The organism is Acidovorax sp., from assembly GCF_034519795.1.
Classification (GTDB): domain Bacteria; phylum Pseudomonadota; class Gammaproteobacteria; order Burkholderiales; family Burkholderiaceae_C; genus Acidovorax.
The window spans coordinates 184,803-209,497 of the sequence record NZ_JAXHOB010000027.1; the positions used below are offsets into that span (position 1 = coordinate 184,803).

Here is a 24,695-nt window from a genome sequence, read left to right on the forward strand (position 1 = left end):
CCACCCGAGCCCAGGCCCGCCCATGAGGGTGGCCCTGGGTGTCAGCTACAACGGCCAGCCCTACAGCGGCTGGCAGAGCCAGCTGTCCGGCAACACCATCCAGGACAAGCTGGAAGCGGCCCTGGCGCGCTTTGCCACGCACCGCGTGAGCACCCTGTGCGCCGGCCGCACGGATGCGGGGGTGCACGGCCTGATGCAGGTGGTGCATTTCGACACCCCCCTGGACCGGCCGCCCTCGTCCTGGGTGCGCGGCACCAACACCTTCCTGCCCCCCGACATTGCGGTGCAATGGGCCGCCCATGTGCCCGACAGCTTCCACTCGCGTGGCAGTGCCGTGGCGCGCCGCTACGCCTATGTGCTGCTGCAGTCGCCCGTGCGCCCGAGCGTGGACGCCGGGCGCGTGGGCTGGGTCTACCACCCGCTGGACCCTGCGGCCATGCGCCAGGCGGCCGACCACTTGCTGGGCGAGCACGACTTCAGCTCGTTTCGCGCCTCGGCCTGCCAGGCCAAGTCGCCGGTCAAGACGCTGTCGCGCATCGACATCACGCAGCGTGGCCTCGGGGAGCCGCACCCCGAGCTCGGCTGGAGCCCCTGCTACTGGCGCTTCGAGTTCGAAGCGAATGCCTTTTTGCACCACATGATCCGCAACCTCATGGGCTGCCTGGTGGCGATCGGCCGGGGCGACCAGCCGCCCGAATGGATCGAGCAGGTGCTGCAGGCGCGCTCGCGCGATGCGGCGGCGCCGACCTTCTCGCCCGACGGGCTGTACTTCCAGGGACCGGTCTACGACGCCGCATGGGGCCTGCCCCAGCGCACGGCTGCGTATGATTGGCTCCCATGAGCACCTCCCCGCCCTCCCAAGCCGCCCCCTACCCCGCCGCACGCACCCGCATCAAGATCTGCGGACTGACGCGTGAAGAGGATGTGGATGCCGCCGTGGCGGCGGGCGCCGATGCCATCGGCTTCGTGCTGTTCGCCCAGAGTGCGCGCGCCGTCACGGCAGCGCGCGCTGCCGAGCTGGCGCGGCGCCTGCCGCCCTTCGTCACCCCGGTGCTGCTGTTCGTCAACGCCAGCACCGAGGAGGTGGTGGCCGCCAGCGCGCAGATCGCCGGCGCCACCGTGCAGTTCCATGGCGACGAAACGCCGGAGCAATGCCAGGCAGCCACCGCAAACGGTGCGCGGCCCTACCTGCGCGCGGCCCGAATACCCCTGGGCCCGGATGCGGCACAATTCGACCTCGTAAAATACGCACACGATTTTTCAAACGCCCAGGCCATCCTGCTCGACGCCCATGTCGAAGGGTACGGCGGCGGCGGCAAGGCATTCAATTGGTCACTCCTTCCACCAAGCGTCGGCTCTCACCTCGTTTTGTCTGGTGGACTCACGCCTGCAAACGTGACCGATGGCATTTTGCAAGTACGCCCGCGTTGCAGCACGCTGGCGGTTGATGTCAGTTCCGGCGTCGAGGCCCAGGGGCCCGATGGAAAACCCTTGAGGGGCATCAAGGACGCCGAAAAAATCCATCGCTTCGTTGCCGCCGTGCGTGCGGCCGATGCACAACTTGCAAAGAATCCCCATGAGTTCCTATCAGCAACCTGATCCTTCGGGCCATTTCGGCTCCTATGGCGGCAGCTTCGTCAGCGAAACGCTGACCCACGCCATCAACGAACTGCGCGAGGCCTATGCCCGCTACCAGCACGACCCCGAGTTCCTGGCCGAGTTCCAGTACGAGCTCAAACACTTCGTGGGCCGGCCCTCGCCCGTCTACCATGCCGCGCGCACCAGCCGCGAGCTGGGCGGCGCGCAGATCTACCTCAAGCGCGAAGACCTCAACCACACCGGCGCCCACAAGATCAACAACGTGATCGGCCAGGCCATGCTGGCGCGGCGCATGGGCAAGCCACGCATCATTGCCGAGACCGGCGCCGGGCAGCACGGCGTGGCCACGGCCACCATCTGCGCGCGCTACGGCCTCGAATGCGTGGTCTACATGGGCTCGGAGGACGTCAAGCGCCAGAGTCCCAATGTTTACCGCATGAAGCTCCTGGGCGCCACCGTGGTGCCCGTGGAGTCGGGCAGCAAGACCTTGAAGGATGCGCTCAACGAGGCCATGCGCGACTGGGTGGCCAACGTGGACAACACCTTCTACATCATCGGCACGGTGGCGGGCCCGCACCCCTACCCGATGATGGTGCGCGACTTCCAGAGCGTGATCGGCACGGAATGCCTCACGCAGATGCCCCCGATGCTGGCCGAACAGAAGGTGCAGGGCGAGCAGCCCGATGCCGTGATCGCCTGCGTGGGCGGCGGCAGCAATGCCATGGGCATCTTCCACCCCTACATCCCGTTCGAGAAGACGCGCCTGATCGGCGTGGAAGCGGCCGGCGAGGGCCTGGACAGCGGCAAGCACTCGGCATCGCTGCAGCGCGGCAGCTCGGGTGTGCTGCACGGCAACCGCACCTTCATCCTGCAGGACGCCAATGGCCAGATCACCGAGACGCACAGCATCAGCGCCGGCCTGGACTACCCGGGCGTGGGCCCCGAGCACGCCTGGCTGCAGGAGATCGGCCGCGCCGAGTACGTCGGCATCACCGACAAGGAAGCGCTGCAAGCCTTTCACCACCTGTGCCGGGTGGAGGGCATCATTCCTGCGCTCGAATCGAGCCACGCCCTCGCCTATGCCATGAAGCTGGCACCGACCATGCGCGCCGACCAGTCCATCCTGGTCAACCTGTCCGGGCGCGGCGACAAGGACATCGGCACGGTGGCCGACCTGTCGGGCGAAGATTTCTACGACCGCCCCTCCATGCGCGGACTGTCCGTGAAGGGTGCAGAGGCCAAGCCATGAACCGCATCAGCACCACTTTCGACCAATTGAAGGCGCAGGGCCGCAAGGCCCTGGTGCCCTACGTCACCGCCGGTTTCCCGTTCGCCGACATCACCCCGGCCCTCATGCACGGCATGGTGGAGGCGGGCGCCGACGTGATCGAGCTGGGCGTGCCCTTTTCCGACCCCATGGCCGACGGCCCGGTGATCCAGAAGGCGGGCGAAAAGGCCCTGTCCCTCGGGATCGGCATGGCCCAGGTGCTCGACCACGTGCGCGATTTTCGCAAGCGCAACAGCACCACCCCGGTGGTGCTCATGGGCTATGCCAACCCCGTGGAGCGCTACGACCAGGTGCACGGCGCCGGCGCATTCGTGCGCGACGCGGCTGCGGCCGGCGTGGATGGCGTGCTCGTGGTGGACTACCCGCCCGAGGAATGCGAGGCCTTTGCGGCCAGCCTGCGCGCGCACGGCATGGACCTGATCTTCCTGCTGGCCCCCACCAGCACGGACGAACGCATGGCCCAGGTGGCGCGCGTGGCCAGCGGCTATGTGTACTACGTGTCGCTCAAGGGCGTGACCGGATCGGGCGCGCTCGACACCTCCGCGGTAGAGCAGATGCTGCCGCGCATCCGCCAGCATGTGCAGATCCCCGTGGGCGTGGGCTTCGGCATCCGCGACGCCGCCACCGCCCAGGCCATCGGCAAGGTGGCCGACGCCGTGGTGATCGGCACGCGCATCATCCAGTTGATCGAGGACCAGCCGCATGAGAAGGTGGTGGCGATCACCGTGGACTTCCTGCGCGGGATCCGCAAGGCACTCGACGCATAATGTGCCCCTTGGCGTTCGCCCAGCCCGGCGGACGCCCATCGTGGTTACACACACGGTTCCGGTCTTTTTGCGCCCTGCCCTGTCGGCACGGCAACCGGCAAAATGCCCCGAAACCCTGTCATTGACGAGGAAAACACATGTCCTGGCTCGAAAAACTCCTGCCCGCCAAAATCCAGCAAACCGACCCGACCGAGCGCCGCCAGGTGCCCGAGGGCCTGTGGATCAAGTGCCCGAGCTGCGAAACGGTGCTCTACAAGTCCGACCTGGAGCACAACCAGAACGTCTGCCCCCAGTGCAGCCACCACCACCGCATCGGTGCGCGGGCGCGCCTGGACGCCTTCCTGGACCCCGAAGGCCGCTACGAGATCGGCCAGGAAGTGCTGCCCGTGGACGCGCTGAAGTTCAAGGACAGCCGCAAGTACCCCGAGCGCCTCAAGGAAGCGCTGGAAAACACGGGCGAAACCGATGCCCTGATCGTCATGGGCGGTGCCGTCAAAAGCATCAACGTGGTGGTCGCCTGCTTCGAGTTCGACTTCATGGGCGGCTCCATGGGTTCCGTGGTCGGCGAGCGCTTCGTGCGCGGCGTGGAAACCGCGATCGAGCAGAAGGTGCCCTTCCTGTGCTTTACCGCCACCGGCGGTGCGCGCATGCAGGAAGGCCTGCTGTCCCTGATGCAGATGGCCAAGACCAATGCCGCGCTGACCCGCCTGGCCAAGAAGGGCCTGCCCTACATCAGCGTGCTGACCGACCCGACCATGGGCGGTGTGAGCGCCGGCTTCGCCTTCGTGGGCGACATCGTGATTGCCGAGCCCAAGGCACTGATCGGCTTTGCCGGCCCGCGCGTGATCGAATCGACCGTGCGTGTGACCCTGCCCGAGGGCTTCCAGCGCGCCGAGTTCCTGCAGACCAAGGGCGCGGTGGACTTCATCTGCGACCGCCGCGAACTGCGCAACACCGTGGCCAGCAGCCTGGCCATGCTGCAGCGCCTTCCGGCCGACGCGGTGCTCTGAGAGGTTGAGAGTCTTTCGTCCATGCCCGCCTTGCACGCCAAAGCTTCCAGCCTCTGAGCGCACGCCGGTCATCAAAAAAGCGCCTGTCTCCGACAGGCGCTTTTTGCTTGGGGGCCCGAAGAGCGTCAGCGCATGACGTTGGCTTGCAGGTTGGCCAGCACGATCATCAGCACCTGCAGCAGCACCAGTACCACCAGCGGCGACAGGTCCACACCGCCGAGCAGGGGAATCACCTTCTGGAACGGCCGCAGCACGGGGGCGCACAGGCGCCACACCACATCGGACAGCGGCGAGCGGGCAGCGATCCAGGACATCACCGCATGCACGATGAGCAGGCCCATGAGCCCCGACACCGCCACCTTGGCCAGGCCGAACAACACCAGCCAGGGCAGCCAGGCCCAGGCGGCAGCCGCGCCGACGAGCAGCAGGAACAACACGTACTGCAGCACCTGGAACAGAATGGCAGCCACCAGGCTGGAGAGGTCCCACTTGCCCACCGGGGGGATCAGCTTGCGCAGCGGCAGGATGATCCAGTCGGTGAGCGCAAAGACCAGCCCGCCGATGGGGTTGCCAAACGGCACGCGCTGCGACTGCATGTACAGGCGCAGCAGACAGGCGCCCGTGAGCAGGCCACCGACGACATCGAGCAGGAAGGAAGCGATCTGGAAGAACATGGGAGCGGCAAAAAGGAAAGCGGGCGGTGCGAAAGCAGCCCGCGCCATGGGATGATAGCGGGCCAAGGTTTCGCCCCATGACACAACCCCTTTCCCTGTCATCTTTGCCCCTTTTCCCCCTGGGTTCCGTCCTCTTTCCCGACGGGCTTCTGGCCCTGCGCGTGTTCGAAGTGCGTTACCTGGACATGGTGCGCAAATGCCACCAGATGGGCGCGCCGTTCGGCGTGGTGTCCCTCACCCAGGGCCACGAGGTGCGCCAGGCGGGCGCCCCCGAAGAGCAGTTCAGCGAAATCGGCACCCTGGCCGTCATCGAGCAACTGGAGTCACCGCAGGCCGGGCTCATCACCCTGCAGTGCCGTGGCAGCCAGCGTTTTCGCATCATGCAACGCAGCCACCTGGTGCATGGACTGTGGATCGCCGATGTGACGCACCTGGACCCCGACATGGCCGTGCCCGTGCCCGACGACCTGCGCAAGGCATCGCAGGCCCTGGCGCAGGTGCTCAACACCCTGCAGCAGCGCGACCCCGACAGCCCCACGGCGCTGGTGCCCAGCGCCGCCCAGCTCGACGACTGCGGCTGGGTGGCCAACCGCTGGTGCGAGCTGCTGCCCGTGCCGCTGGAACTCAAGCAGCGCCTGATGGAACTGGACAACCCCCTGGTGCGGCTGGAGCTCGTGGGCGACGTGCTGGAACGCACCGGCATCGCGCAGTGACCTGCGGATCTGGCAAAGCGGCAAACCCGTGCTGAGCAACGTTCTGGAGTGGCCCCGCCCGGTCAAGCGGCTGGTGGTGGTGGCGCTGGACATCGCCATGGGCCTGTTCGCCATGTGGCTGGCCTTCACCCTGCGGTTGGACATGCTGCACTGGCCCGAGGGCATGCAGTGGCTGGCCTATGGCCTGGCACCGCTGCTGGCCTTCCCCATCTTCGTGAACCTGGGGCTGTACCGCGCCATCTTCCGCTACACCGGCATCACCGCGCTGGTCACGACCGGCAAGGCCGTGGCGATCTACGGGGCGCTGCTGTTCGCCATCCTGATGGCGGGCCAGTGGATCGGCATACCGCGCAGTGTGGGCATTCTGCAGCCGGTGATCTTTCTGCTGCTGGTGGGCGCCAGCCGCTCGCTGGGCTGGATGTGGCTGGCGGGGCAGACCACGAAGGCGCCGCACCGCCTGCTGATCTACGGCGCCGGCACGGCCGGTGCCCAGACGGCCGCCGGCCTGGTGAGCGCGCGCAACTACGTGCTCGAAGCCTTTGCCGACGACGACCGCGCCAAGGTGGGGCGCAGCATCAACGGTGTGCGGGTGTACGCGCCCATCGCGCTGGCCGAGGTGGTCAAGCGTTTTGGCATCACCGACGTGCTGCTGGCGCTGCCCAGCGTGCCACGCCAGCGTCGCCACCAGATCATCGAGAACCTGCGCGAGCTGCCCGTGCGCATACGCACCATCCCCGGTCTCACGGACCTGGCCAGCGGGCGCGTGACGGTGACCGATTTCCAGGACCTGGACCTCGAAGACCTGCTGGGCCGCGACCCGGTGGCGCCCGACCCCGCACTGCTGGGCCGCCATATCCGCGGCCAGGGGGTGATGGTCACGGGTGCGGGCGGCAGCATCGGCAGCGAACTGTGCCGCCAGATCGCGCGCCAGGGCGCGGCGCGCCTGCTGCTGGTGGACCACAGCGAGTTCGCGCTCTACAGCATCCACCAGGAGCTGCAGTCCATCGTGCAGCAGGAAGCCATGGCCTGCGAGCTGGTGCCGCTGCTGGCCAGCGTGAGCCACGCGCAGCACATGCTCGACCTGTGCCAGGCGCACCGCCCGCGCACCATCTACCACGCAGCCGCCTACAAGCACGTGCCCATGGTGGAGGCCAATGCCGGAGAAGGCATCCGCAACAATGTCTTCGGCACGCTGAACATGGTGCGTGCCGCCATGGCCAGCGGCGTCGAAAACTTCGTGCTCGTCTCCACCGACAAGGCCGTGCGCCCGACCAACGTGATGGGCGCCAGCAAGCGCGTGGCCGAACTGGTGCTGCAGGCCATCGCCTCGTGCACCCAGCATTCCCCGGCCGATGGCGGTGCTCCGCGCAGCCACTTTTCCATGGTGCGCTTCGGCAATGTGCTGGGCTCCAGCGGCAGCGTGATCCCGCTGTTCCGCAGCCAGATCGCGGCGGGTGGCCCGGTCACCGTGACGCACCCGCAGGTGACGCGCTACTTCATGACCATCCCCGAGGCCGCGCAGCTGGTGCTGCAGGCCGGCGCCATGGCGCAGGGCGGAGAGGTCTTCGTGCTGGACATGGGCGAGCCCATTGCCATCCTGGACCTGGCACAGCGCATGGTCGCGCTGGCGGGCCTGAGCGTGCGCGCCCCGGAGCACCCCGAGGGCGACATCGAGATCGTCTTCACCGGCCTGCGCCCTGGAGAAAAGCTCTATGAGGAACTGCTGATCGGCGATGGCGCGCAGCCCACGCCGCACCCGCGCATCCTGCGCGCCCATGAGGAACACCTCGCCTGGGACGTGCTGGAGGGCTGCCTGCAGGCGCTGGAGCAGGCCATCCACCAGGCGGACAGCGCCGCCATGATGGCCTTGCTGCACGAGCTGGTGCCAGGCTTCCACCAAGAGTGAAATGAAGCCCCCCCTGAGTCGCTTCGCGCCTTCGCCCCCAGCGCAAGGGCTGGATACGCCGCCTTCGCGGCGGGGCGGCCCTTGCGCGGGGGCACTGGCCTGTGGCGCGCCAGTTCCATCCGCTGCGGGCAGCGCTCAGCGCCATGGATCACTGACGTGAGCTCCACCCTGCTGCGCGCCACGGCCACCCTGCTGACCGGCAGCGTGGTGGCCCATGCGCTACCCCTGCTGCTGGGCCCGGCGCTGACGCGCCTGTACACGCCAGCCGAATTCGGCCAGTTCGCCCTGCTGTGGGCCCTTGCCACCAACCTGGCCGTGGTCGGCTGCGCGCGCTATGAATTTGCGCTGCCGTTGGAAAAGGCCGACCCCGGTGCGGCCGAACTCATGGCCTTGTGTGCCCGTGTGCTGCTGGCGGTCACGGCCTGCGCCTTGGTGGCGGGCGGCGTGGTCGCGGCCGTGCAGGGCATGCCGCTGGCCTGGGCCCTGCCCCTGGCCGTGCTGTCCATCGCCGCCACGCAGTGGCTCACGCTGTGGGCCACGCGCTCGCAGCGCTTTGGCCTGCTGTCCATCGCGCGCCTGGTGCAGCATGGGGGCGCCGCCCTGCTGCAATTGGCGCTGGGCCTGCTCAAGATCGGCGCGGCCGGGCTGCTCGCCGGTGCGGTGGCCGCAGGCCTGGTGGCTGCCGTGGCCCTGGCCAGGCCGGCGCCCTCCGGGGGCTGGGCGGTGCTGTGGCGCACGCCCTGGGCATCGCTGCGCGCCATGGCCGCAAGGCACCGCGATTTTCCGCTGCTCAATACGCCGCATGCCTTCATCGGGGCGCTGCAGGACACGCTGACGCTGATCGCCGTGGCGGCCTGGGCGGGTGGTGCGGCGGCGGGTCTGTGGGCGCTGTCGCTGCGCTACCTCAAGGCGCCGGCCACCTTGCTGGGCGGCGCCCTGTCGCAGGCGCTGTACCCCCAACTGCTGCAGGCCCGGACCGCGGACGAGGCCCGCGCCCTGGTGCGCAAGAGCATGCTGGCGCTGGCGGCCATCGCGCTGCCGATGGCCGCAGTGCTGATGCTCTGGGGGCCGTGGCTGTTCACCACCGCATTCGGTGCGCAGTGGAGCGAGGCCGGCCCGCTGGTGCGCGCGATCGCGCCCTACATCGCCCTGCACTTCATCGCCTCGCCCCTGTCGGTGACCACGCTGGCCTGGCGCGCGCAGGCTTGGGCGCTGCGCCTGGCACTGGTGGGACAATTGGCCTTCTTTGCCGGGCTGCTGGCCGGACTGGCGCTGGGCGGCCTGGAAGGCGCGGCCTGGGGCCTCTCGGCCTCGATGCTGCCCTACTTCGCCTACTACTTCCTCACCCTTGCCCACTGGAAACACATCCCCGATGAAAGCCTGGCTTAACCGCGCCCGGCGCCGGATCTGGCAGGCGCTGATGTACCGCATGGTCTTCGGCGAACGCACGCCGGACGGCATGCTGCTGGCGCACACGCGCATCGCGCCCAGCACCTGCATCGAGGGCGAGCATGGCCTTGTGCTCGCGGACCATGTGTTCATCGGCCAGTTCAACTTTCTCGACGCCACGGCAGGCCTCACCATCGACGAGGGCGTGCAGATCACCAACTTCGTGAGCATCGTCACGCACAGCTCGCACCGCGCCATCCGGCTGCTCGGGCGCGGCTACGCCACCCATACGGGCGGCGCAGTGCCCGGCTATGTGAAAGGGGCCGTGCACATCGGCGCCTACTCCTTCGTCGGGCCGCACAGCCTGATCGAGGCGGGCACGCGCATCGGCCGGGGCGCACTGATCTGCGCCTACTCGCAGGTGCGCGGCGAGGTGCCCGACTTTGCCGTGATGGCCGGCGCGCCCGCGCGCCAGGTGGGCGATGTGCGCACGGCCGATGCGGCGCTGCTGGCGCAGTACCCTGAGTGGGCAGAACACTACCGCGCCTGGGCGGGCGAACTGCCGCAGGCCGCGGAGGGCATTCCCCATGGCTGATGCAGCCAGGCACCTGTGCCTGCTGGGCGATGCCACCAGCCCGCACATCCAGCGCTGGGCGGCGGAGATGCGTGCGCGCGGCTACCGGGTATCGCTGGTCACGGCACGCCCGGCACCTGTCGATGGGGTCGAGCAGAAGGTGCTGGCCCCCGTGCGCCGCTCGAGCGACTGGCTGCTGCGCGTGCGGCAGGCGCGCCGCTACGTGCAGGCGCTGGCGCCCGACATCGTGCACGCACACTACATCACGTCCTACGGCTACCTGGCGGCCCGCTGCGGCCGACATCCGCTGGTGATGACGGCCTGGGGCAGCGACCTGCTGGTGACGCCGCAGACGAATACGCTGGTGCGCTGGCTCACGGGCTGGAGCCTGCGCCGGGCGGACCTGATCACCGGTGACTCGCAGAGCCTGATCGATGCAGCCAAGGCCTACGGCCCGGCCTGCGCCGTGCAGGAGATCCATTGGGGTGTGGACCTGGCGCGCTTTGCGCCCGCGCCCTGGGCCGGCAAGACCGGGCTGCAGCTCGTGAGCCTGCGCTCCTGGGAGCCCAACTACAACATCGACACCATCATCGAGGCCGTGGGCGCGCTGGTGGCACGCCATCCCGAGGCGCAGGTGCAACTGCACCTGCTGGGCGGCGGATCGATGGAAGCTGCGCTGCGCGCGCTGGTGAGCGCCAGAGGACTGGAACGGCAGGTGGTCTTTCACGGCCGGCTGGACGATGCGGGCATGGCGCGGGTGCTGGCGCAGTGCAAGCTGTCGGTCTCGGTACCGACGAGCGACGCGACCTCGGTCTCGGTGCTCGAAAGCATGGCCTGCGGCCTGACCGTGGTGGCCAGCGACCTGGACGCCAACCGCGCCTGGCTGGATGCCAGCCTGCTGGTACCGCCACGCGATGCGGCGGCACTGGCGCGCTGCCTGCAAGCCCTGGCCGCCGACGACGCCCGGATGCAGCGCCATGGACAGGAGAATGTGCAGCGCATTGCGCGCGACGGCGACCGCGCCGTACAGATGGACACAATGGACCGACTTTACCGAGAACGGATGGGCACCCCATGAGCCGGCCCCAGGACACCCCGGCATGGGTCAGCGTGATCGCACCCTGCCGCAACGAGGCAGCGCACATCGAGGCCTTCTGCGACAGCGCCCTGGCGCAGGTGCTGCCGCCCGGCTGGCAGATGGAAGTGCTGGTGGCCGATGGCTGCAGCGACGACGGCACGCGCGAGTTGCTGATTGCGCGCAGCGCACAGGACGCGCGGCTGCAGTGGGTGGACAACCCCGGGCGCATCGTCTCCACCGGGCTCAATGCCTGCATTGCGCGCGCGCGCGGCGATGTCATCGTGCGCCTGGACATCCACACCCGCTTTGCGCCCGACTATGTGGCGCGCTGCATCGAGGCGCTGGCGCGCACCGGTGCCGACAATGTGGGCGGCCCGTGGGTGGCCGAGGGCACGGGGCCCCTGGGCGAGGCCGTGGCCGCCGCCTTCCAGTGCCGCTGGGTGGTGGGCGGCGCACGCTCGCGCGACACCCGGTTCGACGGCGAGGTGGACACGGTCTACCTGGGCTGCTGGCCACGCGCCGTGTTCGAGCGCATCGGCGGCTTCGACGAAGCCCTGGTGCGCAACCAGGACGATGAGCACAACCTGCGCCTGCGCCTGGCGGGCGGGCGCATCTGGCAAAGCCCGCTGATCCATTCGCTCTACCACCCGCGCAACTCGCTCTCCCACCTGTTCGCACAGCAGCGGCAGTACGGCTACTGGCGCCCGTTCGTCATGCGCAAGCACGGGCAGGCGGGGTCGCTGCGACAGGTGGTGCCGGCAGCCTTCGTGGCGGCGCTCGGCCTGTTCGCGCTGTGCCTGCCCTGGACCGCGCTGCCGCTGGCGGCACTGGTGGCGCTGTATGCGACCTACGTGGCCCTGGCCTCGGTGTCGGCCGCGCGCAGTGCAGGCCGCTGGCAATTGCTGGCGCGGCTGCCGGTGGTGATTGCGGCCTACCACGTGGCCTATGGCCTGGGCACCTGGCGTGGCCTGTGGGATGTGCTGCGCGCCCGCACGCCCTCGGCCCGGTTCGCCCGGATCACGCGATGAGCCACCCGACCGAACCCCAGGCCGTGCAGGCGCGTTACGCGCGCCGCGACGCTGCGCAGGATGCCCTGCGCTACCAACTGATGGCCAGCGCCTCGGCCCTGCAGGCGCAGCAGGAGCGCCTGCGCGCCCAAGTGCGGCTGTGGAACGCGCACGGCTGGATGGGCCTGGCGGACCGGTCCATCACCGAGGTGGGCTGTGGCGCGGGCGGCAACCTGCACGACCTGTTGCGCCTGGGGGCGCGCCCCGAGCGCCTGCAGGGGCTGGAGCTGATCGCCGAGCGCGCCGCGCAGGCACGCGCCGGCTTGCCAGGAGCCGTGCGCATCATCGAAGGCGATGCCACGCTGGCGCCCGTGGCCGAGGGCAGCCAGCACGCGGTGCTGGCCTTCACCCTGTTCAGTTCGCTGCTGGACCCGGCATTCCGCCAGCGCATGGCCGATGTGCTGTGGCGCTGGGTGGCGCCGGGCGGCGGTGTGCTGGTCTACGACTTCGTGGTGGACAATCCCCGCAACCCCGATGTGCGCGGCGTGCCCCTGGCCGAGCTGCGCCGCCTGTTTCCCCACGCGCAGGTGCAGTCGCGGCGGATCACGCTGGCGCCGCCGATTGCGCGCAGGCTGCCTGCGGCCTGCATCGGGCCCACATCCGCACTGCTGTACCCACTGCGCACCCACCGCCTGACCTGGCTGGCCAAGCCGGCCTGACCGTTGGCATCCCCGCACCGCACTGAATTACGCTCCATGAAAATCACCGTCATCGGCACCGGCTATGTGGGCCTTGTCACCGGAGCCTGCCTCTCGGAAATGGGCAACCACGTGGTGTGCCTGGACCTCGATGCCCGGCGGATCGCCGCGCTGAACCAGGGGCAGTTGCCCATCCACGAGCCTGGCTTGCTCGACGTGGTGCTGCGCAATGCGCACGCCGGCCGCCTGGAATTCACGACCGACACCGACCACGCCGTGGCGCATGGCCTGCTGCAGTTCATCGCCGTGGGCACGCCCCCGAGCGAAGACGGATCGGCCGACCTGCAGCATGTGCTGGCGGCGGCACGCTCGATCGCTGAGCGCATGGCGGGCTACAAGCTCATCGTCAACAAGAGCACGGTGCCCGTGGGCACGGCCGACCGGGTGCACGAGGCCGTGGCCGGCGTGCTGGCGGGCCGCAGCCTGTCGGCAGACTTTGCCGTGGTGTCCAACCCCGAGTTCCTCAAGGAAGGCAGCGCGGTGCAGGACTTCATGCGGCCGGACCGCGTGATCGTGGGCACCCAGGACGAACGCGCCACCGAGCTCATGCGCGCCGTGTACGCACCCTTCATGCGCAACCGCGACCGCCTGGTGGTGATGGACGTGCGCAGCGCCGAGTTCACCAAGTACGCGGCCAATGCCATGCTGGCCACGCGCATCAGCTTCATGAACGAGCTGGCGCTGCTGGCCGAGAAGCTCGGCGCCGACATCGAGAACGTGCGCACCGGCATCGGCATGGACCCGCGCATCGGCACGCATTTCCTTTACGCAGGCACGGGCTACGGCGGATCGTGCTTTCCCAAGGATGTGCGCGCGCTCATCAAGACAGCGCAGGATGCGGGGCAGGAGTTCCACATCCTGCCCGCCGTGAAGGCCGTGAACGACCGCCAAAAGCAGGTGCTGACCGACAAGATCGTCGCACGCTTTGGCGCCGACCTCGCAGGCCGGCGCTTCGCGCTCTGGGGCCTGGCTTTCAAGCCCGGCACCGACGACATGCGCGAGGCGCCGAGCCTGGCCATCATCGAACGGCTGCTGGCCCTGGGCGCCGAGGTGGTTGCCTACGACCCCCAGGCCATGGACCAGGCGCACCAAGCGCTGGGCGAGCGCACAGGTCTTACGTTCGTGCAGTTGGCCGATGCGGCGCTGCAGGGCGCAGACGCGCTGGTCATCGCCACCGAGTGGAAGGAATTCCGCAGCCCGGACTTCGCCCATCTGGCTGCCACGCTGCGCGAGCGCGTGGTGTTCGACGGCCGCAATCTTTTCGAGCCAGCCGAGCTGCGCGCTGCGGGGCTGGAGTACCACGCCATCGGCCGTGGCGCTGCCCCCGCCAACCCCTTGCCATCCGACCATGCCGAACGCTGACACCTCCGCCCTGCCCTTCCTCCCCTTTGCCCGCCCGGATATCGGCGATGCCGAGGTGAACGCCGTTGCCGAGGCCATGCGCTCGGGCTGGGTCACCACCGGCCCGCAGACCCGGGCTTTCGAGCAGGCCTTCACCGACTACCTGGGCGGCGGCGTGGACAGCCTGGCCGTGAACTCAGCCACGGCCGGCCTGCACCTGGCCCTGGAAGCCCTGGGCATCGGCCCGGGCGACGAGGTGGTCGCCCCCACACTGACCTTCACGGCCACGACCGAGGTGGTGCGCTACCTGGGTGCCGACCCGGTGCTGGTGGACGTGGACCCGGTGACACTGAACATGGACCCGGCCCGGGTGCGCGCCGCGATCACGCCGCGCACCAAGGCCATCATGCCGGTGCACTATGGCGGCCTGGCCTGCGACATGGAAGCCATCCTGGCCATCGCCCAGGAACATGGCCTCAAGGTCGTGGAAGACGCCGCCCACGCCCTGCCCACGACCTGGAAGGGGACGCTGGTGGGCCAACTGGCCTCCGACGTGACGGTGTTCAGCTTCTACGCCAACAAGACCATCACCACCGGCGAAGGCGGCATGGCCGTGACGCGCGACCCGGATCTCGCCAAGCGCATGCGCGTGATGCGCCTGCACGGCATGAACCGCGATGCCTTCGACCGCTTCACGTCCAAGACGCCCGCCTGGTACTACGAGGTGGTGGCCCCGGGCTTCAAGTACAACATGACCGACGTGGCTGCGGCCATGGGCGTGCAGCAGCTCGCGCGCCTGCCGGCCTTCGTGCAGAGGCGCCAGCACCTGGCGCAGCGCTACCACGCGGCGCTGGCAGGCTTGCCACTGGTGCTGCCGGCCGAGGCACCGGCAGGCGACGTGCATGCCTGGCACCTGTATGTAATCCGCCTGGCGCCTGGTGCACGCCTGTCGCGCGACGCGCTGGTGCAAGGCCTGTCGGACCTGGGGATCGGCACCAGCGTGCACTACGTGCCGCTGCACCGCCACCCCTACTGGCGCGACCGCTACCAGCTCACGCCCGACATGTTTCCGCAGGCCGACGCGGCCTACCAGGCCATGGTGAGCATTCCGCTGTTCACGGCCATGACCGATGCCGACCAGGACCGCGTGATCAAGGCCCTGCAGACCCTGCTGGGATGAGCATGCTCAAGCGCCTGATGGACATCGTGGTGGCGGGCAGCGCCTTGCTGGCGCTCGGCCCGGTGCTGCTGGCCATCGCGCTCTGGGTGCGCTGGGATTCGGCGGGCGGAGCATTGTACCGCCAGGAGCGCGTGGGCCGCCACGGGCGCAGCTTTCACATCTACAAGTTCCGCTCCATGCACACCGGGGCCGACCGTGCCGGCCCGGCCATCACGGTGGGAGAGGACGCGCGCATCACCCGCGCCGGGCATTGGCTGCGCCACAGCAAGCTCGACGAGCTGCCCCAGCTGTTCAACGTGCTCAAGGGCGACATGAGCCTGGTGGGGCCCCGGCCCGAAGTGCCGCGCTATGTCGCCATGTACCCGGCCGAGCTCAGCGCCATCGTGCTGAGCGTGCGCCCGGGCATCACCGACCTGGCCTCCATCGCCTTTCGCAACGAGGGTGCGCTGCTGGCACAGAGCGCCGACCCCGAGCGCACCTATGTGGAGGAGATACTGCCCGTGAAGCTGGGCTACGCCGCGCGCTATGCGCAAAACCCCAGCCTGTGGCAGGACCTGGTGATCCTCGTGCGCACCGCACAGGCCGTGCTGCGTCCAGCCCGCGCGCCCGGCGGCAGCCCTGTCCCACCGCGCTGAGCGGCTGAAAAACCGGAGCGCAGGGGCAAAAACCGTGCAGGGCACGCCAAGCCGATAAAATGGCCGGTTCGCCGCCGCGGCACAGGCAAATGTGCAGCCCCCGGCAGCCCTCCACAACGACGCACCACGCGCGCACCGCATTGACCGCACCTATGTCTGAACAGAACACCCCTCCAGTGCCCCCGGACGACAACAAGCTCATGGCCGAACGCCGTGAAAAGCTCCGCGCCCTGCGCGAGGCACAGGCCCAGGGCGGCGCGGTGGCGTTCCCCAACAATTTCAAGCCGGCGAACAAGGCGGCAGACCTGCACGTGACCTATGGCCCGCTCGATGCCGAGGCCCTGGAAGCCAACCCCGCCACGGTGAGCGTGGCCGGGCGCATGATGCTCAAGCGCGTGATGGGCAAGGCCAGCTTCGCCACGGTGCAGGATGGCTCGCTGGGCGATACCGGCGGCCAGATCCAGCTGTACGTGACCCGCGATGCACTGGGCGAGGAAGCCTATGCCGCCTTCAAGCACTGGGACCTGGGCGACATCGTGGGTGCCGAGGGCACCACCTTCAAGACCAAGACCGGCGAGCTGTCGATCAAGGTGACGCGCCTGCGCCTCTTGACCAAGAGCCTGCGCCCGCTACCCGACAAGTTCCACGGCATGGCCGACCAGGAGCAGAAGTACCGCCAGCGCTACGTGGACCTGATCACCGACGAGCAGGCGCGCAAGCGTTTCATTGCGCGCAGCAAGGCCGTGAGCGGCCTGCGCGAGTTCATGGTGGACCATGGCTTCCTGGAGGTCGAGACGCCGATGCTGCACCCGATCCCGGGCGGCGCCAATGCCAAGCCCTTCGTGACGCACCACAATGCGCTCGAGCAGGAGATGTACCTGCGCATCGCGCCCGAGCTTTACCTCAAGCGCCTGATCGTGGGCGGGTTCGAGCGCGTGTTCGAAATCAACCGCAGCTACCGCAACGAAGGTATCTCGGTGCGCCACAACCCCGAGTTCACCATGATGGAGTTCTACGCGGCGTACTGGAACTACCTGGACCTGATGGATTTCACCGAGACGCTGATCCGCGAAGTGGCGCTGAAGGCCACGGGTTCGCTGCAGCTGAGCTACCAGGGCCGCGCCGTGGACCTGTCGCAGCCGTTCGCGCGTCTGACGATCCGCGAAGCCATCTTCCAGTACACCGAGGCGGGCGCCCATGTGGACGATGCTGCCTGGCTGACCAGCGCCCTGAAGAAGCTGGGCCTGAACGAGGAGAAGAACAAGCTCTCGACCCGTTCGCTGGCCAGCCTGCAGGTGCTGTACTTCGAAGAGACGGTGGAAGACAAGCTGTGGCTGCCCACCTTCATCATGGAGCACCCGACCGAAATCTCGCCGCTGGCACGCGCCAACGACACCCGCCCCGAGGTGACCGAGCGCTTCGAGCTGTACATCACCGGGCGCGAGTTCGGCAATGGTTTCAGCGAGCTCAACGACGCCGAGGACCAGGCTGCGCGTTTCCATGCCCAGGTGGCCGCCAAGGACGGCGGTGATGACGAGGCCATGTTCTACGACCACGACTTCGTGCGCGCCCTGGAGTACGGCATGCCCCCCACGGGCGGCTGCGGCATCGGCATCGACCGCCTGATGATGCTGTTGACCGATAGCCCGAGCATCCGCGACGTGATACTGTTCCCGGCACTGCGACGGGAGTCCTGAGCGGCCTGCCGTTCGCCTCCTGAGCTTTGCCCCAAGGAGTCACCGTGCCCTTCACTCCCCGCAGCGCGCCCTACCCCGCCACGGCCATCGGGCCCTCGTCCCGCAACCGCTTCTCGGTGCTGGTGGTCGAAGACCAGAACTCCGTGCGGGCGGCGCTGGTGGCGGAGCTGCGGCACGCCGGGGTGTCGGAGATCTTCGAAGCCCCCGAGGGGGCCGCCGCACTGACCCTGTTCAAGGCGCACCGACCGGACCTGGTGTTGCTGGACATCCGGCTGCCCGGCCAGGACGGCTACTGGGTGGCCCAGCAGATGCGCGAGAGCGAGGCGGGTGACTGGACGCCCATCATCTTCCTGTCAGGCCTGGACAACGAGCTCGATGTGTGGCGCGGCATCGAGGTGGGGGGAGACGACTACCTGGTCAAGCCTGTCAAGCCCATCGTGCTGATGGCCAAGCTGCGCGCCATGCAGCGCCTTCTGGACATGCGCCGGCGGCTGGTGTCGGTGTCGGCCGAACTGCACGTGGCCAACCAGCGGCTCAACGAAATGGTGGAGGTGGACGCGCTCACCGGCCTGGTGAACCGCCGGGGCTTCGACCGCATGCTGCACAGCGAAATCCTGTCGGCCCGGCGCGATGGCACGCCGCTCACGCTGATGCTGTGCGACCTGGACCATTTCAAGCTGTTCAACGACGCCAGCGGCCATGTACAGGGCGATGCCTGCCTGAAAGAGGTGGGCCGCCTGCTGCGCGAGGTGTGCGTGCGCCCGCGCGATGTGGCTTCGCGCTATGGCGGCGAGGAATTCGCGCTGATCCTGCCCAACACCCCCCGGTCGGGCGCCATGACCTTTGCGCGGGCCCTGGGCCAGTTGCTCAAGGTGCGCGGCATAGCCCATCCGGACTCGCCCCTGGGCGATGCACTCACGCTGTCGGGCGGCATCACCACCTGCGTGCCCGACGACAGCACCAATGCCGAGAGCATGATCATGCGCGCCGACCAGGCCCTGTACGCGGCCAAGGCCCAGGGCCGCAACCGCTTCTTCAGTTTCGAGATGCAGATGGATACCTTGGAGCAGTTGCGCAGCTGATGGCGATCTTTTCCGATTTCTTCGCGCCCGCAGGCGCCCCTTTCCCATGGCCACCAACGGTCTGCAAGCTTTGAAGACGCGCCTGCCCGACTGGGTGCAGGACTGGCTCGACGTGATCGTGCCCGGCCTGCAGATCCTGCTGATTGTTTTCGTGGCCTGGATGCTGCAGCGCCTGCTGCGGCGCCTGGTCGCGCGTGCCGCCGCCCACTACCAGTTGCCCGATGAGCTCCTGGTGCCCATCAAGGGCCTGATCCGTTGGACCCTCGTGGCCAGCGCCTTTTTGCTGGTGCTCGAACGCATGGGTGTGTCGGCCACGGTGCTGTGGACAGCCCTCACGGGCTTTGCCACGGTGGGTGCCGTGGCCTTTTTCGCGGCGTGGAGCGTGCTGTCCAACCTGTTCTGCGCACTGCTGATCTTCACGGTGCGGCCGTTCCGCGTGGGCGACTACATCGAGGTGCTGGACACGGCCGAAAAGCCCGGCGCCAAAGGGCGGGTAACCGACATCAACCTGCTGTACACCACGCTCGAAGACCACCAGCATGCGGGCCCGGACGGCACCTGGCTGCAGATACCCAACGCACTGATCTTCCAGCGCGTGGTACGGCGCTGGCGAGGGCCGCCACCTGCGGCGGCAGCGCCCGCCGCGCCGGCAGCGCCCACGCTGCCCGCGCCATCCGCCCCGGCGCAGGAACCTCTGCCCGCCACGCCAGCGCCCTGAACCGCCAGAGCGCGCTCAGGGCAGCAGGTCCAGTGCCTGCAGGTAGGCCGGCTGGTACATGAGATCGTCCCAGGCCTGGGGAAAGGTTTCGGGCAGCAGGGCGATGCGGCGCGACTCGCTGTCCACGCTGGGTTGCCAGCGGCCCTGGGCTCGGGCCTCGGCCAGGCCGTCGAGCAGTTCGTCCACTGCCTTGCCATCGCCCACGCTCTGGTTGCACAGCAGCACCAGGTCGCAACCAGCCTCCAGCGCGGCCAGGGCACCATCGGTGTAGCTGACCAGTTGGCCATCGAGGCGGCGCGCCCCTTCCATGCTCAGGTCGTCGCTGAAGATGGCGCCATCAAAGCGCATCTCGCGGCGCAGGATGTCCTGCAGCCAGCGTTGGGAGAAGCCCGCAGGACGGCTGTCCACCTTGGGGTAGATCACGTGGGCCGGCATCACGCTGGTGAGTGTGCTGCTGAGCCAGGGGTACGGGGCGGCGTCGTCGGCCAGGATGGCCTTGAGGCTGCGCGTGTCCACCGGCACCTCGGTGTGCGAGTCGGCCTTGACGAAACCATGGCCGGGAAAGTGCTTGCCGCAGTTGGCCATGCCGGCCTGGAGCAGGCCGTGCATGAGGCTCTTGGCCAGCAGCGCCACAACGCGCGGATCGCGGTGGAAGGAGCGGTCGCCGATCACGCCGCTGCGTGAGCCAGCACCTTCGTCCTGCCAGTCGAGGTCGAGCACCGGGGTGAACGAAAAATCCACGCCGCAGGCGCGCAGCTCGGCGCCCAGCACGTAGCCGGCAGCCGTGGCCGCATTGCTCGCGCGCAGGGCGCCGCTGCCGGGCACTGCCTTGGCGCCCTTGCCATCGTCCATCCACATCGTGCCCAGGGCACGCATGGGCGGCAGGTGGGTGAAGCCATCGGTGCGAAAGCGCTGCACGCGCCCGCCTTCATGGTCCACGCAGATCAGCAGGTCGTCGCGCACGGCCTTGATGGCGCTGGTCAGGCCGAGCAACTGGGCACGGTTGTCCCAGTTGCGGGCGAACAGGATCACGCCGCCCGTGAGCGGGTGGGCCAGGCGGCGGCGGTCGTCGGCGCTGAGGGACGTGCCGGCCACATCGAGGATGACGGGTGCGTGTTCGGTCATGGGATCTCTGGATAGTCAGGAAGGAGTGGTTTGCGGATACACGGGCAGGCGCGCGCCCGCGAGGATCACTGCGCCTTTTCGACCACGCAGAAGCTGGCCGCGTAGTCCGTTTCGTCGGTCACGCTCAGGTGGGCCTTCAGGCCACGCTCTTCGAACCACGCCTTGAGCGCGCCGTGCAGCACGATCACGGGCTGGCCCGAGGCGAGCTTGGCGACTTCGCAGTGGCGCCAGGTCATGGGCATGCGCATGCCCAGGCCGATGGCCTTGCTGAAGGCCTCCTTGGCGGAAAAGCGGGTGGCCAGGTAGCGCAGGCCGCGGTCCGGCCAGCGCGCCGTGCGCGCGCGCCAGGTGGCGAGCTCGCCCTCGGACAGCACCTTCTCGGCGAAGCGGTCGCCATGGCGCTCCAGACTGGCCTGGATGCGGCGCACATCGCAGATGTCGGTTCCGATGCCGTAGATCATGGCGCGGCGCTCAATCGGCGGCGGCGATACAGGCGTTGTAGGCCTGTACGGTGGCGGCGTAGCCCAGCTCCAGCGCGTCGGCGATCAGCGCGTGGCCAATGGACACTTCGAGCACACCGGGCACCTCGCGCACGAAGGCGGTGAGGTTGTCACGGTTCAGGTCGTGGCCGGCATTGACGCCCAGCCCGGCATCGAGCGCAGCCTGGGCAGCGGCCCGGTAGCACTCCAGCTGTTCTGCCTGCGCGGGTGTGCCCCAGGCGGCGGCGTAGGGCTCGGTGTAGAGCTCGACGCGGTCGGCCCCGACGGCCTTGGCCGCGGCCATGGCCTCGGGTGTCGGGTCCATGAACAGGCTCACGCGCACGCCCAAAGCCTTGCACTCGGCGATCAGGGGGGCCAGGCGAGCGGCGTCCTGCGGGAAGCTCCAGCCATGGTCACTGGTGAACTGGTCTTCGCTGTCGGGCACGAAGGTGGCTTGGTGCGGACGCACCTGGCGGATGAAGTCCATGAGGTTCTGCGAGGGGTTGCCCTCGATGTTGTACTCCCGGTCGGGCCAGGCCTTCATGAGCTCGGCCAGCTCGAACACGTCCTGGCCGCGGATGTGGCGTTCGTCCGGGCGGGGGTGCACGGTGATGCCCCGCGCTCCGGCCTTGAGGCACACCTGCGCCGCGCGCGTGACGCTGGGAATGCCCAGGTGGCGCGTGTTGCGCACCAGGGCGACCTTGTTGACGTTGACCGACAGGGCGGTACGGTGCGGCGTGGGGTGTGGCATGCGGTGTGGAGAGGTCAGAGAGACTGCAGATCCATCATGAGCTGGCGGGTGCGCAGCGTGGGACTGCCGCAATGGTATTGCAAGAGCGCCCGCAGCTGGGGCTTGAGCTCGGCGGCCACGGGCGCGCAGGCACGCAGGGTGGCGGTATAGCTGGATGCATGGCTGTCCAGCGCCGCCTGCAGGGCCTGCCACTGGCTGCCCGGCAGCGCGACACGATCGCCCGAAGAGGCCGTGCGCAATCCCCCTTCGGCCACCAGCGTGTAGCGCGTGGTGGGGTGCAGGGGTTCCAGGGTCATGGTCTGCGCATCCAGGCTGGGCAAGAGGCCGATCTCGCGCAGCAGCAGCAGCTCGAAGCTGCGCAGCACAGGCTCGAGCGCATCGCCATGCTCGCTGGCAAGCACGCGCACCACGCCGGCATAGTCATCGAACAACGCAGTGTGCGCATCGGCCCGGGCGAGCAGGCGCAGCAGCAATTCGTTGAGGTACATGCCCGACAGCAGGGCATCGCCCGTGGGCATGACATGCCCACCCACCCATTCGGCCCCTTTCAGGGCATGGATGTCGGCCAAGCCATCGCCCGACAGGGTGTAGGTGAGCAGCAGCGGCTGCAGCGGCAGCAGCACGGGGCGGAAGTTGGAGCTGGGCTTCTTGGCACCTTTGGCGACCAGTGCCACGCGGCCCTGGCGGCGGCAGAACACCTCCAGGATCAGGCTCGATTCGCTCCAGTCGTAGCTGTGCAGCACGAAGGCGGGCTCATCGGAGATGCGCTTGGCAACGGCCACGGGCGGCTTTCTTCTTTACGCTGCGGGCGCACGAAGACCCGGCGTGTGGAGCACCGCGGCGGCCATCCTCACTCGTAGCCGAAGGAGCGCACGCGCGCTTCGTCGTCGGCCCAGCCCGAGCGCACCTTGACCCAGAGCTCCAGGAACACCTTGGCGTCCATGAGCTTTTCAAGCTCCTGGCGGGCCTCGGTGCCGATGCGCTTCAGGCGCTCGCCCTTGTCGCCGATGACCATCATCTTGTGGTTGTCACGCTCGACGACAATGGTGGCGGCGATCTTCACCAGGCGCCTGTGCTGCTTGCTCGCCTCTTCCTCGAACTTGTCGATGACCACGGTGGAGGTGTAGGGCAGCTCGTCGCCGGTGAAGCGGAACAGTTTCTCGCGCACGGTTTCGCTGGCCAGAAACTTCTCGCTGCGGTCGGTGAGTTCGTCCTCGCCATACCACCAGGCCTGCTCGGGCAGGTACTTGGCACAGATGCCGAAGAGGCGCTCGATGTCGCCCTTGTTCTTGGCCGACATGGGCACGAATTCGGCAAACGGGTGGCGCTCCTGCATGCTCTTGAGCCAGGGGGCCAGTTCGGCGCGGCGGTTGACCATGTCGAGCTTGTTGGCAATCAGCAAGGTCGGGATGCCGGGCTTGAACAGCGACAGCACCTTGGCGTCGGCCAGCGTGAAATTGCCCGCCTCCACGACGAAAAGGATCAGGTCCACATCGCCGATGGCGCCCATCACCGTCTTGTTGAGCGACTTGTTCAGGGCCGTCGCATGGCGGGTCTGGAAGCCCGGGGTGTCGACAAAGACGAACTGGGTCTGCTCGCGCGTGCGGATGCCCGTGATGCGGTGGCGCGTGGTCTGCGCCTTGCGCGAGGTGATGCTGATCTTCTGGCCCACCAGGGCATTGAGCAGGGTGGACTTGCCCACGTTGGGCTTGCCGACGATGGCGATCACGCCGCAGCGCTGGCCCGGCACGGCCGCCGGCGCGCCTGCAGCGGCCAGCATGGCATCCAGATCCCCCGGGGTCTGGGAAGCAGGAGGGGTGCCGGCATCGCCCGCCGTGTCTTGGGTGGCGTCGTCGTTCATAGGTTCTTTGCTTTCAGTGTGGCCAGCATGGCCGCTGCCGCGGCCTGCTCGCCGGCACGGCGGGAGCCGCCGATGCCACGCTCGGTCAGGCCCAGTTCGGGAATATCGCACTCGACATCGAAGGTCTGGCGGTGCGCCGCCCCCACGGTGGCCACGACGGCATACTGCGGAAGCTTCATTTTGCGGCCCTGGAGCCACTCCTGCAACGCGGTCTTCGGGTCTTTGGAGGCCGCCTGCATCTGCGGATTGATCTCCACCGCCTGGAACAGGCGGTGCACCAGGGCTTCGGCCTGGAGGTAACCGGCGTCGAGGTACACCGCGCCGATCAACGCCTCCAGCGCATCGGCGAGGATCGAGGGGCGCTGCTGGCCACCGGACTTGGATTCGCCTTCGCCCAGGCGCAGCACCTCGGACACGCGCAAGCGCAATGCCAGCTGGTGCAAGGTGTCCTGCTTGACCAGGTTGGCCCGCACACGCGAGAGGTCGCCTTCGGGCAAAGACCCCAGGCGCTGGTACAGCAGGCTCGCCACCGCGAGGTTCAGGACGGAGTCCCCCAGGAATTCGAGCCGCTCATTGTGGTCGGCGGAAAAACTGCGGTGCGTGATGGCGCGTTGCAGCAGCGAGGGGTCGGAAAAAGGGTGCTGCAGGCGGTCCTGCAGCGCAAGAAGACTGGGGGACACTACTTGGTCTGTCCCTCGAAGCGGTAGACGAGAAACGCCGGACCGGCGAGGGGGATCTCGCGTGAATATTTGAAGCTCACAACGGTCTTGTCGCCGCGCTTGGTCACTTCCAGGTCTTTGCCGGAAATGGAGCTGATATTGTCAATGGAAGCGGCTCGGTCGAAGCTACCGCGTATCCCGGGAACCGTGGTCTCTTCCTTGGCAGCTTTGGTTGCCGCCTTGTTGATGGCCTGGTATTCCAGAAAGATAGGCAAGGACTGGCCGCCAATGGCAAACGCTGCCACGCAGATCAATCCGATGAAAATCACGCCGATGAAGGACAGGCCGCGCTGGCGCGAGCGGCTGGCAAAACGATGGGTGTGCATGCTCTCCCCTCTCAATGT

Annotated in this window: 26 protein-coding genes; 18 read left to right on the plus strand and 8 right to left on the minus strand. The window is 68.2% G+C overall.

Translation table 11 applies throughout. The annotated features are described in order from the left end of the window. Positions 1–22 precede the first annotated feature (22 nt). From truA to accD, 5 genes are all read left to right on the plus strand, one after another. On the plus strand, positions 23–841 hold the full coding sequence (gene truA / locus U5N23_RS28495) for a tRNA pseudouridine(38-40) synthase TruA (RefSeq protein WP_322596064.1): 819 nt from the start codon (positions 23–25) through the stop codon (positions 839–841). Further along, positions 838–1,599 carry a phosphoribosylanthranilate isomerase gene (locus U5N23_RS28500; RefSeq protein WP_322596065.1) on the plus strand — a complete coding sequence of 254 codons (762 nt, stop codon included), beginning with the start codon at positions 838–840 and terminating at the stop codon, positions 1,597–1,599. Before truA ends, U5N23_RS28500 begins: the two co-directional genes overlap by 4 nt. Beyond that, positions 1,577–2,848, plus strand: a complete 1,272-nt coding sequence (gene trpB, locus U5N23_RS28505; protein WP_179681576.1) for a tryptophan synthase subunit beta — start codon at positions 1,577–1,579, stop codon at positions 2,846–2,848. The genes U5N23_RS28500 and trpB overlap by 23 nt, the downstream gene beginning before the upstream one ends. Next, entirely contained in the window at positions 2,845–3,654 is an 810-nt protein-coding gene (gene trpA, locus U5N23_RS28510) for a tryptophan synthase subunit alpha (RefSeq protein WP_322596066.1), read from the plus strand. Before trpB ends, trpA begins: the two co-directional genes overlap by 4 nt. Before the next feature lie 137 nt (positions 3,655–3,791). Beyond that, positions 3,792–4,664, plus strand: coding sequence for an acetyl-CoA carboxylase, carboxyltransferase subunit beta (accD, locus tag U5N23_RS28515; RefSeq protein ID WP_322596067.1), 873 nt, complete (start codon positions 3,792–3,794; stop codon positions 4,662–4,664). 125 nt (positions 4,665–4,789) lie between these two features. Here the strand turns inward: accD and U5N23_RS28520 are convergent, their stop codons facing one another. Next, positions 4,790–5,338 carry a YggT family protein gene (locus U5N23_RS28520; RefSeq protein WP_322596068.1) on the minus strand — a complete coding sequence of 183 codons (549 nt, stop codon included), beginning with the start codon at positions 5,336–5,338 and terminating at the stop codon, positions 4,790–4,792. 77 nt (positions 5,339–5,415) lie between these two features. Here U5N23_RS28520 and U5N23_RS28525 point away from each other — a divergent pair, with 77 nt between their 5' ends. From U5N23_RS28525 to U5N23_RS28585, 13 genes are all read left to right on the plus strand, one after another. Beyond that, positions 5,416–6,051 carry an LON peptidase substrate-binding domain-containing protein gene (locus U5N23_RS28525; RefSeq protein WP_322596069.1) on the plus strand — a complete coding sequence of 212 codons (636 nt, stop codon included), beginning with the start codon at positions 5,416–5,418 and terminating at the stop codon, positions 6,049–6,051. 28 nt (positions 6,052–6,079) lie between these two features. Further along, a complete protein-coding gene (locus U5N23_RS28530; protein ID WP_322596070.1) occupies positions 6,080–7,957 on the plus strand; it encodes a nucleoside-diphosphate sugar epimerase/dehydratase in 1,878 nt (625 codons plus the stop codon). A gap of 156 nt (positions 7,958–8,113) precedes the next feature. Continuing rightward, the gene (locus U5N23_RS28535; RefSeq protein ID WP_322596071.1) at positions 8,114–9,346 is read left to right on the plus strand and encodes a lipopolysaccharide biosynthesis protein; all 1,233 of its coding nucleotides are present in this window, start codon (positions 8,114–8,116) and stop codon (positions 9,344–9,346) included. Next, the gene (locus U5N23_RS28540; RefSeq protein WP_322596072.1) at positions 9,330–9,941 is read left to right on the plus strand and encodes an acyltransferase; all 612 of its coding nucleotides are present in this window, start codon (positions 9,330–9,332) and stop codon (positions 9,939–9,941) included. Before U5N23_RS28535 ends, U5N23_RS28540 begins: the two co-directional genes overlap by 17 nt. Further along, positions 9,934–10,998: a glycosyltransferase gene (locus U5N23_RS28545; RefSeq protein WP_322596073.1), complete on the plus strand. Its 1,065-nt coding sequence runs from the start codon at positions 9,934–9,936 to the stop codon at positions 10,996–10,998. The genes U5N23_RS28540 and U5N23_RS28545 overlap by 8 nt, the downstream gene beginning before the upstream one ends. Then, positions 10,995–12,026 carry a glycosyltransferase family 2 protein gene (locus U5N23_RS28550; protein WP_322596074.1) on the plus strand — a complete coding sequence of 344 codons (1,032 nt, stop codon included), beginning with the start codon at positions 10,995–10,997 and terminating at the stop codon, positions 12,024–12,026. Before U5N23_RS28545 ends, U5N23_RS28550 begins: the two co-directional genes overlap by 4 nt. Further along, on the plus strand, positions 12,023–12,724 hold the full coding sequence (locus U5N23_RS28555) for a class I SAM-dependent methyltransferase (protein ID WP_322596075.1): 702 nt from the start codon (positions 12,023–12,025) through the stop codon (positions 12,722–12,724). The genes U5N23_RS28550 and U5N23_RS28555 overlap by 4 nt, the downstream gene beginning before the upstream one ends. Positions 12,725–12,760: 36 nt before the next feature. Next, the gene (locus U5N23_RS28560; RefSeq protein WP_322596076.1) at positions 12,761–14,125 is read left to right on the plus strand and encodes a UDP-glucose/GDP-mannose dehydrogenase family protein; all 1,365 of its coding nucleotides are present in this window, start codon (positions 12,761–12,763) and stop codon (positions 14,123–14,125) included. Then, positions 14,112–15,284: a DegT/DnrJ/EryC1/StrS aminotransferase family protein gene (locus U5N23_RS28565; RefSeq protein WP_322596077.1), complete on the plus strand. Its 1,173-nt coding sequence runs from the start codon at positions 14,112–14,114 to the stop codon at positions 15,282–15,284. Before U5N23_RS28560 ends, U5N23_RS28565 begins: the two co-directional genes overlap by 14 nt. Positions 15,285–15,286: 2 nt before the next feature. Continuing rightward, entirely contained in the window at positions 15,287–15,919 is a 633-nt protein-coding gene (locus tag U5N23_RS28570) for a sugar transferase (RefSeq protein WP_322596104.1), read from the plus strand. A gap of 152 nt (positions 15,920–16,071) precedes the next feature. Then, entirely contained in the window at positions 16,072–17,616 is a 1,545-nt protein-coding gene (gene lysS / locus U5N23_RS28575; protein ID WP_322596078.1) for a lysine--tRNA ligase, read from the plus strand. Between the two features lie 86 nt (positions 17,617–17,702). Continuing rightward, a complete protein-coding gene (locus U5N23_RS28580; protein WP_322596105.1) occupies positions 17,703–18,698 on the plus strand; it encodes a diguanylate cyclase domain-containing protein in 996 nt (331 codons plus the stop codon). A 46-nt stretch (positions 18,699–18,744) separates the two neighbouring features. Then, positions 18,745–19,416, plus strand: coding sequence for a mechanosensitive ion channel family protein (locus U5N23_RS28585; RefSeq protein WP_322596079.1), 672 nt, complete (start codon positions 18,745–18,747; stop codon positions 19,414–19,416). A gap of 15 nt (positions 19,417–19,431) precedes the next feature. Here the strand turns inward: U5N23_RS28585 and nagZ are convergent, their stop codons facing one another. From nagZ to U5N23_RS28620, 7 genes are all read right to left on the minus strand, one after another. Next, complete coding sequence (gene nagZ / locus U5N23_RS28590) at positions 19,432–20,541, minus strand: beta-N-acetylhexosaminidase (RefSeq protein WP_322596080.1); 1,110 nt, start codon at positions 20,539–20,541, stop codon at positions 19,432–19,434. A 65-nt stretch (positions 20,542–20,606) separates the two neighbouring features. Beyond that, entirely contained in the window at positions 20,607–21,002 is a 396-nt protein-coding gene (gene acpS / locus U5N23_RS28595) for a holo-ACP synthase (RefSeq protein WP_322596081.1), read from the minus strand. Between the two features lie 10 nt (positions 21,003–21,012). Beyond that, positions 21,013–21,771 (minus strand): pyridoxine 5'-phosphate synthase, encoded by a 759-nt coding sequence (locus tag U5N23_RS28600; protein ID WP_322596082.1) that lies wholly within the window; start codon positions 21,769–21,771, stop codon positions 21,013–21,015. A gap of 14 nt (positions 21,772–21,785) precedes the next feature. Continuing rightward, entirely contained in the window at positions 21,786–22,553 is a 768-nt protein-coding gene (recO, locus tag U5N23_RS28605) for a DNA repair protein RecO (protein ID WP_322596083.1), read from the minus strand. A 68-nt stretch (positions 22,554–22,621) separates the two neighbouring features. Next, positions 22,622–23,632, minus strand: a complete 1,011-nt coding sequence (gene era / locus U5N23_RS28610) for a GTPase Era (protein WP_322596084.1) — start codon at positions 23,630–23,632, stop codon at positions 22,622–22,624. Next, positions 23,629–24,312 carry a ribonuclease III gene (gene rnc, locus U5N23_RS28615; RefSeq protein WP_322596085.1) on the minus strand — a complete coding sequence of 228 codons (684 nt, stop codon included), beginning with the start codon at positions 24,310–24,312 and terminating at the stop codon, positions 23,629–23,631. The genes era and rnc overlap by 4 nt, the downstream gene beginning before the upstream one ends. Then, positions 24,312–24,677 carry a DUF4845 domain-containing protein gene (locus U5N23_RS28620; protein WP_322596086.1) on the minus strand — a complete coding sequence of 122 codons (366 nt, stop codon included), beginning with the start codon at positions 24,675–24,677 and terminating at the stop codon, positions 24,312–24,314. Before U5N23_RS28620 ends, rnc begins: the two co-directional genes overlap by 1 nt. Between the last annotated feature and the right edge of the window lie 18 nt (positions 24,678–24,695).